The following is a 13,418-nucleotide window of genomic DNA, read 5'->3' on the forward strand; positions in this document are numbered from 1 at the left end:
CGCGCCGCTCTATGGTAATTTCAGAGCGGTGTTTACCAGCGCTTTCAACTCTCGCAGTGCCAATGCAGTGCAAAGGATCTGACTTTCATGGGTGACATCGCCAGAGAAATCTTGCCCGTCAATATTGAAGACGAGCTTAAACAGTCGTATCTCGACTATGCGATGAGCGTCATTATCGGCCGCGCGCTTCCAGATGTGCGGGATGGCCTTAAACCGGTTCACCGGCGTGTGCTGTTTGCCATGCATGAACTGGGTAATGATTGGAATAAACCGTACAAGAAGTCGGCGCGTGTCGTCGGCGATGTCATCGGTAAATACCATCCGCACGGTGATAGCGCGGTATACGACACTATCGTACGTATGGCGCAGCACTTCTCGATGCGCCATGTCCTGGTCGACGGTCAGGGCAACTTCGGTTCTATTGATGGGGATAACGCGGCCGCCATGCGTTATACCGAGGTGCGTATGTCGCGCCTTGCCCACGAACTGCTTGCTGACCTTGAGAAAGATACCGTCGATTGGGTGGATAACTACGACGGTACCGAGCGTATCCCCGCCGTATTACCCACCAAGGTACCCAACCTGCTAATCAACGGCTCGTCGGGTATCGCGGTAGGTATGGCAACCAATATTCCACCGCACAACATGCGTGAAGTGATTGACGGCTGTTTGGCCCTCATCGACGACTACACGCTGTCGGTGGATGACTTGATGGAGTATATCCCCGGGCCTGACTTCCCCACCGGTGCCATTATCAATGGCCGCGCGGGCATTTTGTCGGCGTATCGTACAGGCCGTGGACGTATTTATGTGCGCGCTTGCCACACCATTGAGCACCACGACAAAACCGGTCGCGATCACATCATCATCACCGAACTGCCTTATCAGGTGAATAAGGCGCGGTTGATCGAGAAGATCGCCGAGCTGGTGAAAGAGAAGAAGATTGAAGGCATCGCCGAACTGCGCGATGAGTCGGATAAAGATGGTCTGCGCGTGGTGATTGAAATCAAGCGCGGTGAGTCCGGCGAAGTAGTGGTCAATAACCTGTTTGCTCAAACGCAGCTGCAAAACGTGTTCGGGATTAACATGGTGGCGCTGGAAAATGGCCAGCCACGCACGCTCAATCTTAAAGAGATGCTGGAAGCCTTTATTCGTCACCGGCGCGAAGTGGTTACCCGGCGCACACTGTATGAGCTGAAAAAAGCCCGTGAGCGTGGGCATCTGTTGGAAGGCTTGGCCGTCGCTATCTCGAATATCGATGAAGTGATTGAGCTGATCAAAGCCTCACCCAACGCGGCTGAAGCGCGTGAAAAGCTGCTCGCCAAGACTTGGCAGCCCGGTCAGGTGACTGCCATGTTAGAGCGGGCCGGGGCTACTTCTTGCAAGCCAGAAGAGCTGGAAGAGGGTTTTGGTTTAAATACCGCGGCCACCTCTTATCGGCTTTCTCCTGCCCAGGCGCAGGCGATTCTTGAGCTACGCCTGCATCGCTTGACGGGACTTGAGACTGAGAAGCTGCTTGATGAATACCTCAGCATTCTTGAGAAAATTGCCGAGCTAACCGAGATTTTGGCCTCTGCTGACCGCTTGATGGAAGTGATTCGCGAAGAGCTGCGGGCGGTGCGTGATCAGTTTGGCGATGACCGTCGTACTGAAATTCAGGCTAGTCACCTCGATTTGTCGATGGAGGACTTAATCGCCGAAGAGGACATGGTGGTAACCGTGTCGCGTTCAGGCTATGCCAAGACGCAGCCGCTGTCGGATTATCAGGCTCAGCGCCGTGGTGGCCGCGGTAAGTCCGCAACGGCCATGAAAGACGAAGACGTGATTGAACATCTGCTGGTGGCCTCTACTCATGACACCGTGCTGCTGTTCTCAAATCGCGGCAAAGTGTACTGGCTGAAGGTGTACGAAATGCCCAACGCCAGCCGTGGATCGCGGGGTAAACCGCTGGTGAATATGCTGCCGCTTGAAGAAGGTGAAGCGGTCAACGCCATCTTGCCGGTGCGCGACTACAACCCTGATAACTACATCTTCTTTGCTACAGCCAAAGGCACCGTTAAGCGGACTAGCCTTGAGCAGTTCTCGCGCCCACGCAGCGTTGGCCTGATTGCCATTGACCTGGAAGAGGGTGACCGCTTAGTTGGTGCGGCGATTACCACGGGTAATGACCATGCCATGCTGCTGTCGTCTAACGGCAAGGCGATTCGCTTTGAAGAGGGCAAAGCCCGCGCCATGGGGCGTACTGCCCGCGGGGTGCGTGGTATGCGCCTAGCCGGCGACGCGGAAGTCATTAGCCTGATTATTCCTAAAAGCCAGCAGATCGACGCCGAGGCGGATGCCGAAGGGGAAACGCAAGACGGTGCCCAAGAGAGCACTGTAGCCGAGACCGCCGTTGGTCAGATCTACATTATGACCGCCAGTGAGAATGGTTACGGCAAGCGCACGCGCCTGGAAGAATTCCCGCTGCGTGGTCGTGGTGGCCAGGGTGTCATCGCCATGCAAACCAGCGAGCGTAACGGTTCGCTCGTGGCGGCGATGCAGGTCTATGACAGCGATGAAATGATGCTGATCACCGACCGCGGCACGCTAGTGCGTACCCGTGTGGAAGAGGTCTCGACCACATCACGGAATACCCAGGGCGTGATGCTGATTCGTCTTGGCAAAGAGGAGAAGCTGGTCAAGACGGTGCGCGTTGATGAACCGGAAGAGAGCGACGAGCTAAGCGCTCTTGAAGGAGCGGGTGATCCTGAAGAAAGCAGCCTTGAAGACGCACAGGCGAATAAAACATCCGATGATGCACAGGAAACGGGGACTGATGACACGTCACTATAATTTCTGCGCAGGGCCAGCGGCCCTGCCAGTGGCCGTGCTGGAGCGCGCCCGGGAAGAGTTGCTGGACTACCAGGGGCGCGGCCTTTCAGTAATGGAAATGAGCCACCGCAGCGATGAATTTATTGCCATTGCCGAGCGCGCCGAAGCCGACTTTCGTCATCTGTTGGGCGTGCCGGATAACTACCGCGTGCTGTTTCTACAGGGCGGGGCCAGCTTGCAGTTTGCCATGCTGCCGATGAACCTGTTGGGTCAAGGCGGTAGAGGCAATTTTATTCAGACCGGCATCTGGGGCAAGAAGGCGCTCAATGAGGCCAAGCACCTTGGTTTTGATTGCCATGTGGTTGCCAGCAGTGAGTCCAACGGTCATAAGGCGGTACCCGCACAAGACGAACTGCGGGTGAGCGCAGATGCTGCCTATTTGCACTACACCTCTAACGAGACAATTGGTGGCTTGGAATTTGATTATACGCCGCATATTCAGCGTGCCGATGGTGCTCACGTGCCGCTGGTCTGCGATATGTCGTCGAACATTCTGTCTGGGCCCATCGACGTTAGCGAATTTGGCGTTATCTACGCTGGGGCACAGAAAAATATTGGCCCCGCCGGGTTAACGCTGGTGGTGGTGCGTGACGACCTGCTAGGTAAAGCTAGGGCCAATATACCTTCGCTATTTGATTATCAAATGCTGGCGGACGCTGGTTCGATGGTCAATACGCCCCCCACTTACGCTTGGTATTTAGCCGGGCTGGTGTTTCAGTGGCTGAAGGACGATATTGGCGGATTGGCGGCGATGGACGCTATCAATCAGCGTAAGGCAGATAAACTTTACGCAGCGATTGATGCCAGTGAGCTTTATAGCAATCCAATTGCTAAAGCCAACCGTTCGCGCATGAACGTGCCCTTTGTACTGGCCGATTCGGCACTGGATAAAGCGTTTTTACAGCAGGCCGATGCGGCGGGGCTGCTTAATTTGAAAGGTCATCGCAGCGTGGGCGGTATGCGTGCCAGCCTTTACAACGCGGTGCCTGAGTCTGCGGTAGATGCCCTAATTGCATTTATGGCCGATTTTGAAAAAACAAGGGGCTAAATCACCATGTCCGACACGTCGATCAATCTGGATGAGTTGCGCCAGCGTATCGATCAGCTCGATAGCGATATTCTGAACCTGATCAGTGAACGCGCCAGCTGTGCCCAGCAGGTGGCCCATGTCAAGCTAGCTGAAGATAAAGATGCGGTGTTTTATCGCCCTGAGCGAGAGGCGCAGGTGCTTCGGCGCATTATGGCGTTGAATAAGGGGCCGCTCGATTCAGAAGAGATGGCGCGGCTGTTTCGCGAAATCATGTCGGCGTGTTTGGCGCTTGAGCAGCCGGTAAAAGTTGCTTACTTAGGCCCTGAAGGTACCTTTACGCAACAGGCGGCGCTCAAGCACTTTGGTGAAAGCGCTGTTAGCCTGCCCATGGCAGCCATCGACGAGGTATTTCGTGAAGTAGAGGCGGGGGCCGCACACTACGGCGTCGTGCCGGTGGAAAACTCCACCGAAGGGGTGGTTAATCACACCCTGGACACCTTTATGGATTCCTCGATTAAAATTTGTGGCGAAGTAGTACTGCGTATTCACCACCATTTGCTGGTCAGTGAAACGACGCGCCGCGATAAGGTCTCGCGTATTTACTCGCACCCGCAGTCGTTTGCCCAGTGCCGTAAATGGCTGGATGCTCACTATCCCCATGCGGAGCGCGTGCCGGTTTCCTCTAATGCGGAAGCGGCCAAGTTAGTCAAAACCGAGTGGCATAGTGCGGCGATTGCAGGTGATATGGCGGCCAAGCTTTATGGGCTTGAGCACATTGCCGAAAAAATTGAAGACAGCCCGGATAACTCCACGCGGTTTTTGATTATTGGCAACCAGGATGTGCCCATGGCAGGAGAGGATAAAACCTCTATTGTGGTTGCCATGCGCAACCAGCCGGGGACGCTGCATGCGCTGCTGGAGCCTTTTCATCGCCACCAAATTGATTTAACGCGCCTTGAAACGCGTCCTTCGCGTACCGGTGTGTGGAACTACGTCTTTTTTATCGACTTTAAAGGCCATCGTGATGAGCCTGAGGTCGCGGCAGTGCTTGAAGAGGTGCAGCTACGAGCGGCAGATCTACGCGTGCTGGGCTCTTACCCCATAGGCGTGCTGTGACGTTAATGGTCGAAGACGGTGTAAAAACATCAGGCTGTCATGAGTCGCGTCTATTGATTGTTGGTCTGGGATTGATTGGTGGTTCGCTAGCGGCAGCGCTGCGCGCGGTAGGGTTTCAGGGTCAAATTGTTGCCTGTGACCCTGACGAAGCTGAGATTGCACGCGGTATTGAGATGGGGCTGATCGACTCAGGCAGTACCCACCTTGATGAGCAAGTCAATGACGCCACCATGGTAGTGCTGGCAGTGCCGGTGCTCGCCATGGAGAGCGTGATGGCAAGCTTGGCCGAAGCGCTACCTAACGCGTCGGCTGACGTTGTGATTACCGATGTTGGTAGTACCAAGGCGACTATCCGCGCCTGCGCTCAGCGTGTATTTGGCCAGGTACCCACTAATATGGTGCTGGGGCACCCTATTGCCGGTTCAGAAAAAAGCGGTGTGGCAGCGGCGAATCCGCGTTTGTATGTAGACCACAAGGTTATTTTGACACCTGAACTGAACGTCGACCGTGAGGCTTTGCAGCGCGTGCGCTGCTTATGGGAAGCCTGTGGTGCCGATGTGCTGGAAATGGACGTAGAGCGCCATGACCAAGTGTTGGCGCGTACCAGCCATTTGCCGCACTTGCTGGCATTTTCGCTGGTGGATACGCTGGCCCGTCAGGATGAGCGGCTAGATATTTTTCGTTACGCAGCGGGCGGCTTTCGCGACTTTACCCGTATCGCGGGAAGCGACCCGGTGATGTGGCGAGATATTTTTATTGCCAACAAGCAGGCGGTTTTAGCATCGCTGGATGATTTTGAAGCGGGGCTTTCTCGATTGCGTCATGCGGTAGAAGCCGGTGACAGCGATGCGCTGATTGCCACCTTTGATCGGGCTAGCCACGCCCGGCACTATTTCGACTCTTTATTGAACAAAACCAGTTATCAGGCGGAATATCATATGCAACCACAAGGTAAGGTCACCTACCGTGTGCAGCCGGGCGGTCAAGCCCAGGGGCGTTTGCGCGTACCTGGCGATAAATCCATGTCGCACCGCTCTATTATGTTGGGCGCGTTGGCTGAGGGTGTCACTGAAGTAAAAGGCTTTCTGGAAGGTGAGGATAGCCTGGCGACCCTGCAGGCGTTTCGGGAAATGGGTGTGGCGATCGAAGGGCCGCACCAGGGCCGCGTGACGATTCACGGTGTGGGTATGCATGGCTTAAAAGCCCCCGCAGGCCCGCTCTATGTAGGTAACTCGGGCACCGCCATGCGGCTTTTTTCAGGACTGCTGGCAGGCCAAGCGTTTGATAGCGAGCTGACCGGCGATGAGTCACTAACCAAACGGCCTATGGGGCGCGTGGCTGACCCGCTGCGCTTGATGGGCGCAACCATTGATACCGCTGAGGGCGGGCGTCCGCCGTTGAAGATTCATGGTGGCGCCAAGCTTAAAGGCATCGATTACGATATGCCCATGGCCAGTGCCCAGGTAAAATCTTGCCTGTTGCTGGCGGGGCTGTACGCCGAAGGCGAAACTCGGGTACGCGAACCTGCACCGACCCGCGATCACACCGAGCGTATGCTCAATGGTTTTGGCTATGCGGTTTCCCGTGAAGGCGATACCTGCTGGCTCAAAGGGGGCGGTAAGCTCACCGCAGGCCCCATTGATGTGCCTTCGGATATTTCATCTGCAACCTTCTTCTTAGTGGCAGCTGCCATTACCCCAGGCTCAGATATCACCCTTGAACACGTCGGCATTAATCCCACCCGGATTGGCGTAATCAATATTCTTACCCTGATGGGGGCGAATTTGGCGTTAGAGAATGAGCGCGAAGTGGGGGGGGAGCCGGTGGCCGATATTCGTATTCGCTATGCGCCGCTGAAAGGCATTGATATTCCCGAAGAGCAAGTGCCGTTAGCCATTGATGAATTCCCCGCGCTGTTTATTGCCGCCGCTAATGCCGAGGGTGTGACCCGTCTTAGAGGTGCTGAAGAGCTACGGGTCAAAGAGTCTGATCGCATTCAGGCCATGGCCGATGGCTTGGCTGTGTTAGGTGTGCAGCACACCGTTGTAGACGACGGCATCGATATTGTCGGCAATGGCGATGGGCAAAAAGCGAGCTACGGCGGTGGGCGTGTTGATAGTCTGGGCGATCACCGTATTGCCATGGCGTTTGCGATTTCATCACTACGTGCAAGTGCAGAAATTGTGATTGAAGACTGCGCCAATGTGGCGACCTCATTCCCTGACTTTGTCGAATTAGCCACGCGTATTGGCATGGGCGTTAGCGTGGAGGGCGCGCATGAATGATCGTGTTGCTGCTGCTCCCGTTGTCACCATTGATGGGCCTGGCGGCGCAGGTAAAGGTACGATCAGTGGCTTGGTGGCAGAGCGCCTAGGCTGGCATCTTCTCGATAGTGGCGCACTTTATCGACTGACGGCTCAAGCAGCAGTTAAGCACAACGTAGCCGTTGACGACGAGTTGGGCCTGGCACGCTTGGCAGAGCAGTTAGATGTGGCGTTTCCTGTTGAAGAGGGACAGCCACGTACACTGCTTGAGGGTGAAGATGTTGGCCAGGTCATTCGCACCGAGCAGGCCGGCGAGCGAGCTTCTCAAGTGGCGGCACTGCCCGCGGTGCGCCAAGCCCTGCTACAGCGCCAGCGCGATTTTTGCCAAGCGCCGGGCTTGGTGGCGGATGGTCGTGACATGGGTACCGTGGTGTTTCCTGACGCGGCGCTGAAGATTTTTTTAACCGCCAGCGCCGATGAACGGGCGCGTCGACGCTATCTGCAGTTGCAGGAAGCCGGGGTGGATGCTAGTCTTTCGAGTCTTTTAAAGGAGATTCAGGCACGCGATGCACGCGACACGCAGCGCAGTGTGGCTCCTCTCAAGCCGGCAGATGATGCCATTACGCTTGATACCACGCGCCTGAGCATACCGGAAGTGGTTGATCGACTGACCGAACTGCTCGCCCAAAAAGGGCTGGTAAGCGGCGTCTGATTCTCCCTTGCGGCGCTTTTGGATAGGTGTCACGACGTGGCAGGGCACTAAACTCACATCGGTGAGCCCGGTCAGGTCTAACCAGCGTTAACACCCCCAAAGGCTGAGTGACATTAGGCCCGCACTTGCTGGTGGTGCGGAGAAGGCATTTATGCCTCAACAACGTAATTACGTAGGAACACCATGAGCGAAAGCTTTGCTGAGCTGTTTGAACAGTCTCTTAACGACATCAACATGGAGCCAGGCGCTATTGTCGCGGCTCAGGTTGTCGACATTGACGGTGACTGGGTTACTGTCAACGCTGGTCTGAAATCTGAAGGTCAGATCCCTGCGTCACAATTCCGCGATGAGCACGGTAATCTGAACATCGCTATCGGTGACGACGTGCACGTTGCACTTGAAGCCGTAGAAGATGGTTTCGGTGAAACGCGTCTGTCTCGTGAAAAAGCCAAGCGTGCAGAAGCTTGGAAGATTCTTGAAGCAGCCTTCGAGAAAGACGAAATCATTAAGGGCGTTATTAACGGTAAGGTTAAAGGCGGCTTCACTGTTGAAGTTGACTCTATCCGTGCCTTCTTGCCGGGCTCGTTGGTTGACGTTCGTCCAGTTCGCGACACTGCGCACCTGGAAAACAAAGAGCTGGACTTTAAAGTCATCAAGCTCGATCCGAAGCGCAACAACGTTGTGGTATCACGTCGTGCGGTTCTGGAAGCAGAGAACAGTGCCGAGCGCGAAGCGCTGCTGGCAACTCTGCAAGAAGGTCAGCAGATCAAGGGTATCGTTAAGAACCTGACAGACTACGGCGCTTTCGTAGACCTGGGTGGTGTTGACGGCCTGCTGCACATTACAGACATGGCGTGGAAGCGTATTAAGCATCCGTCCGAAATCGTTGCCGTTGGCGATGAGATCAACGTCAAAGTTCTGAAGTTTGACCGTGAGCGTAATCGCGTTTCACTGGGTCTGAAGCAGTTGGGCGAAGATCCGTGGGTCAACATTAAAGAGCGTTATCCGGAAGGCATGAAAGTACACGCGGTCGTCACTAACCTGACTGACTACGGCTGCTTTGCCGAGCTGGAAGAGGGTGTTGAAGGTCTGGTTCACGTTTCTGAAATGGACTGGACTAACAAAAACATCCATCCGTCTAAAGTCGTTCAAGTGGGCGATGATGTTGACGTTATGGTGTTGGATATCGACGAAGAGCGTCGTCGTATTTCTCTGGGTATCAAGCAGTGCACTGCTAACCCGTGGGAAACCTTCAACACTGACTACAACAAGGGTGACCGTGTTTCCGGTACCATCAAGTCAATTACTGACTTCGGTATCTTTATCGGCCTAGAAGGCGGTATTGACGGTCTGGTTCACTTGTCTGATATTTCTTGGACTGATACTGGCGAAGAAGCCGTACGCAGCTTTAAGAAAGGCGATGAAGCTGAAGCCGTTATCCTGTCTATTGATCCAGAGCGTGAGCGCATCTCGCTGGGTATCAAGCAGATGGATTCTGATCCCGTTGCTGAGTACCTGTCAGTCAACGACAAGGGCAGCATCGTAACGGGTCGCGTCATTGAAGTTGATGCTAAAGAAGCTCAAGTTGAATTGGCGACTGACGTTATTGCTGTGCTGAAAGCCTCTGAAATCAGTGCTGACCGCGTAGAAGACGCGCGCAATGTGCTGAATGAAGGCGACAGCGTAGAAGCCCGTATCGTAAGTGTTGATCGTAAGAGTCGTCAGATCAATCTGTCGGTAAAAGCGAAAGACCAAGACGATACGCGTCAGAACCTGAAGAAGATGCGTGAGCAAGAGTCGGAAACTGCAGGTGGCCCGACCACCATCGGTGATTTGATCAAGCAGCAGATGGGCCAAGACTAATTATCGATTAGTTATTGGTTTGTAAAAGCGCCGCCCTTATGGGCGGCGCTTTTGTTTGTAGTGGTTGAGTGCTTGTAATAGCTCTACGGTAGGTGTGTATAGTCGCCATGTTCTATTAGGGTTAAACTCTTTAAGCAGCAATTGAGTTTTAAAAAAACGATTAGTAATTGAGTGAAAATCAACTAGACTGTTGTCAGTTACTCTTTTTACAGGAATAATGTCCCTGCATTCTGAACTAGTGGGTGTCAAGGTTGTCAATCTGCACCTCAGTTAGATCCCATTCAGCTGAGCCCCATTCAGTTGGATAAGCTATTAAAGGAACCTCGATGTCATTACTTAACGAATATATCCAAAAAGAGCAGCAGCTAAAGCAGCTTCAGGAAGATTTGCAGCGCTTAGAAGGCGACCAGCGTCTAAAAAGCGAGTTGGAATTTAAGGCCAAACTTGAAGCGCTAATGACTGAGTTTGGCAAGCGCCCAGGCGATGTCATTGCCTTATTGGATCCGGCTGCTGACCAGCGTACGGCTAAAACCACAGCCAGTGGCAATGCACGTCGTAAGCGTCGTCTTAAAATTTACAAAAACCCCAAAACGGGGGAAGTCATTGAAACTCGTGGCGGCAACCATAAGGGCCTGCGTAGCTGGAAAGATCAGTATGGCGATGAAACCGTCGAGTCTTGGTTGGAGCGCATGGAAGACTAAGTTAGTTAACAACCGGCATTTCTGTACAGGAATGCCGGTTTTTTATTGCCCTGTGTTCAGCTATATCGCTAAGACGTGACCATCACTGCTAGGCTATTAAGGGAATACGAAGTTCTAAATGGTTCGCTTTCCATAATACCTGCGGAGGGTGGCCGCTAACGTGACAGACATTTTTCTTGTGAAGTAGATACATGATGGTATGCATCAACGCGCTATTTAGATCAGCTAAGTCGTCAAAGCACGTGCTCGCGTAGTGGTGGGTGGGAATGTCGACCCGCCGGTAGTGCACTGGTAACGCAATGTCTTGTGCATTGTCCGTATCCGATAGGTAAAGACCAAAGTCGGTACGGTATGAATGAAAAAATTCACTATTAAGTGCATTAACCTTATCTGCGAGTATGTCGGGCAGTGCAATGACGGTCGTTGATAGTCTAAGGCGCGCCTGTAAGCGCGCTAGCTGCTTATTCTGATAGCTGGCATCCCCTAGCCCCTTAATATGCGTGGGAGCTTTGTAGAGGCGCATTAGGATCATTTGGCGGTCATTGCTTTTTTCGATGCGCGTGTTAAAAACAGGATGCGGTTTTGGCTGAATGAGCGCGGTTTTCAGGGTTTGTCGAAAATGGCGCGGACTCAGCTGATAGCGACGTTGAAATGCCCGGGAAAACGACGAGTGGTTATGGTACCCGCAACGTATCGCAATTTGCGCTATATTGAGAGGAGTAAGCCCTAGCAACACCGCTGCGCGCTCCAATCGCCTTATTTCACGGTAGGCGCTAGGTGAGATGTCAAAGCTTTGGCGAAATTGGCGCCGAACTTGGGAAGATGAATACCCTATGTGATTCGCAAGGTCTTCAATACCGAGTGGCTTATCAAGTGTGTCCTGCAGCCAGATCTCAGCTCGTGTCATCGCGTTGAACATTATCTGGCCTCTAATACGTGAATCATACAGGTCGTGCTTATCTTGCCTGTAATGCACTCTCCCAGTGCGTTAGTGTTGGTAACCTGGCTGAAAGGAAAAAGTTCAGCTTACTGATGAGAGTGGAATCTCTATTCAGGCTACTTGTGGGTAATGTTGATGCGAGGCATCAATTAATGCGTTGTCGCTGACTGTGACGTGTTTGATAAATATGTGGGTTACCCTCATATACCTAATAATGATGCCTTTATGCTGGTAATTGGGTGGCAAAGGCAAGTTTGCTCGTTAGCTTTACGCGTTTGTGCACAGTTTTTACCAAAAAAAGCGACATTGGCAGTCATATCGACCATTTCAAGCAAGGTGTAAATGAAACATCGATGAAATATCAAAAGGTTCAAAAGCCGATAGATGAGCGCGAGAAGCTGCGTAAGTTTCGTGAGTTAGACGATGCTTTTGCGCAGGCTTTACGCCAATTAGATGACCCAGAGAGCGGTTTCGATATACCGACAGGCCCGCCGGTACGCTCGCTTGCGGCATTGGAGCAAGAAGATTTAGAAAGCCAGCAGGAGGAACAGCAACAAGAGCGGGAGCGTATTTTTAAACAGCGCTTTGAAGCTTTGTTGAGCGAGTATGGTGTGGATCATTACGACCTGGCCGAGCTGATCGAAGCGCTGCTTGGCTATGGGGTATGGCAGCAGGATGTAGTGCCTGCAGCTAGCACATCCAAAACACCGTAGAAGTCTTTGCAGGTGCCTTTATGCTAACGGTAGCGATAAATCCTCAAGCTCGGTAGAAATACATCCTGCTCTAGTTTCTCATCGCGTCGTCTTGCCCGTGTGCGGGCAGTGGGAGGTTCTGGCGTAGGCAGGTTAATGTGGGGCAGCCGCTGGTTATTGTCAGGCACAAAAATAGGCATAGCGGCATTCAGTGCCCGTCGTGTATGCCCATCGTCGAGTGGTTCGGTAAAAAACAGGTTTGCCCGCATCAGCGGGGCCTGAGTTTGCACCTGGGCAAGCACTTCGCCGCTTGGAATACCGGCTAGCTTGCGTAGCTGAATACGAATATGCGGTGCATCAGTATCAAGCTGCAATAGCTTATGTTCAGCTTCTTGAACTGACAGGCGTTTAATAGAGCGACCACTACTGTACCAAGCAAAGCGAATGCGTGAGACAGGCGCTTGTGCGATAGGTAGCTGCCGCCAGCTCTGTTTAAGATGTAAACGGGCAAGTCCATTGCGGCGTAACACTTCATCAACGTGAGGGTGGCGTTGCGGTAGGCGACTTTTTGCATCGCTAAGTGTTTGGGGAAATGCCTGTTTGATATGTTGTAATTGGTCACTAAAACTGACCTTGGCTTGATTTACAGCGTCTATTGTCATTAGTAGCTCGTCATTAGCGGCTACTACGGCAATATAGTTGCGCGTCTCACGGCCATCTTGATCCTGCTCATGCCACATATCGAACAGGGCTTTACGCAACCAATCGCTAGACGGCGTCGTTTGATGAAAGAGCCATGTTGCTGGTAGTTGCTGTTCGTATAGTGAAACAGCGGCTTCAATGGTTGCAAGTAGATGATCAAACTGCTGCTCCAGTTGAAGCAGCAGATGATAGGCCGAAGGCGATGATGGGTTAGCGTTTATCTCGGCCATAGTCAGTGTCAGTGCTCGTTAAGTCAGTTTTCGTAAAAACTAGGTCAGTGGTGCATCCTTGTCGGCTTGCGCCAGTAAGGTTTCTATATCGGCTTCATCCATGGCGGATTCGCCCGATATGCGGTGTGACTCATCGGCCCAGGCACCTAAATCCAATAGTTGGCAACGCTTACTGCAGAAAGGGCGGTAAGTGCTTTCTGGTAACCAGGGCACGCGCTTAGCGCACTGCGGACAATTAACTTCTAGCGGGGAATCGTTTGCAGGGCGAGCCATAAAAAAACTCCAATTGCGTTAACA

At 53.0% G+C, this 13,418-nt stretch carries 11 protein-coding genes; 8 read left to right on the top strand and 3 right to left on the bottom strand.

All coding sequences use genetic code 11. The features are described 5' to 3' along the window. Positions 1-87 precede the first annotated feature (87 nt). From gyrA to E0L35_RS11380, 7 genes are all read left to right on the top strand, one after another. Positions 88-2,832: a DNA gyrase subunit A gene (gene gyrA, locus E0L35_RS11350; RefSeq protein ID WP_027959296.1), complete on the top strand. Its 2,745-nt coding sequence runs from the start codon at positions 88-90 to the stop codon at positions 2,830-2,832. Next, positions 2,816-3,919, top strand: a complete 1,104-nt coding sequence (gene serC / locus E0L35_RS11355; protein WP_138800330.1) for a 3-phosphoserine/phosphohydroxythreonine transaminase — start codon at positions 2,816-2,818, stop codon at positions 3,917-3,919. The genes gyrA and serC overlap by 17 nt, the downstream gene beginning before the upstream one ends. 6 nt (positions 3,920-3,925) lie before the next feature. Then, complete coding sequence (gene pheA / locus E0L35_RS11360; RefSeq protein WP_138800331.1) at positions 3,926-5,017, top strand: prephenate dehydratase; 1,092 nt, start codon at positions 3,926-3,928, stop codon at positions 5,015-5,017. Between the two features lie 5 nt (positions 5,018-5,022). Next, positions 5,023-7,302: a bifunctional prephenate dehydrogenase/3-phosphoshikimate 1-carboxyvinyltransferase gene (locus tag E0L35_RS11365; protein ID WP_138800365.1), complete on the top strand. Its 2,280-nt coding sequence runs from the start codon at positions 5,023-5,025 to the stop codon at positions 7,300-7,302. Next, complete coding sequence (gene cmk, locus E0L35_RS11370) at positions 7,295-7,993, top strand: (d)CMP kinase (protein WP_022523601.1); 699 nt, start codon at positions 7,295-7,297, stop codon at positions 7,991-7,993. The genes E0L35_RS11365 and cmk overlap by 8 nt, the downstream gene beginning before the upstream one ends. A 183-nt stretch (positions 7,994-8,176) precedes the next feature. Further along, positions 8,177-9,856, top strand: coding sequence for a 30S ribosomal protein S1 (rpsA, locus tag E0L35_RS11375; protein ID WP_138800332.1), 1,680 nt, complete (start codon positions 8,177-8,179; stop codon positions 9,854-9,856). 326 nt (positions 9,857-10,182) lie between these two features. Next, positions 10,183-10,557 (top strand): histone-like nucleoid-structuring protein, MvaT/MvaU family, encoded by a 375-nt coding sequence (locus E0L35_RS11380; protein WP_022523599.1) that lies wholly within the window; start codon positions 10,183-10,185, stop codon positions 10,555-10,557. Between the two features lie 88 nt (positions 10,558-10,645). Here the strand turns inward: E0L35_RS11380 and E0L35_RS11385 are convergent, their stop codons facing one another. Beyond that, positions 10,646-11,476, bottom strand: a complete 831-nt coding sequence (locus tag E0L35_RS11385; RefSeq protein ID WP_039858359.1) for a helix-turn-helix transcriptional regulator — start codon at positions 11,474-11,476, stop codon at positions 10,646-10,648. A 374-nt stretch (positions 11,477-11,850) separates the two neighbouring features. Between E0L35_RS11385 and E0L35_RS11390 the strand changes: the two genes are divergently transcribed. Beyond that, positions 11,851-12,210 (top strand): hypothetical protein, encoded by a 360-nt coding sequence (locus E0L35_RS11390; protein WP_035537408.1) that lies wholly within the window; start codon positions 11,851-11,853, stop codon positions 12,208-12,210. 23 nt (positions 12,211-12,233) lie between these two features. Here E0L35_RS11390 and E0L35_RS11395 read toward each other — a convergent pair whose 3' ends face one another. Continuing rightward, positions 12,234-13,121 (bottom strand): hypothetical protein, encoded by an 888-nt coding sequence (locus tag E0L35_RS11395; RefSeq protein WP_022523596.1) that lies wholly within the window; start codon positions 13,119-13,121, stop codon positions 12,234-12,236. Positions 13,122-13,160: 39 nt separating this feature from the next. Then, entirely contained in the window at positions 13,161-13,394 is a 234-nt protein-coding gene (yacG, locus tag E0L35_RS11400; RefSeq protein ID WP_022523595.1) for a DNA gyrase inhibitor YacG, read from the bottom strand. Positions 13,395-13,418 lie beyond the last annotated feature (24 nt).

The sequence above is a fragment of the Halomonas sp. ATBC28 genome, assembly GCF_005937175.1.
Classification (GTDB): domain Bacteria; phylum Pseudomonadota; class Gammaproteobacteria; order Pseudomonadales; family Halomonadaceae; genus Vreelandella; species Vreelandella titanicae.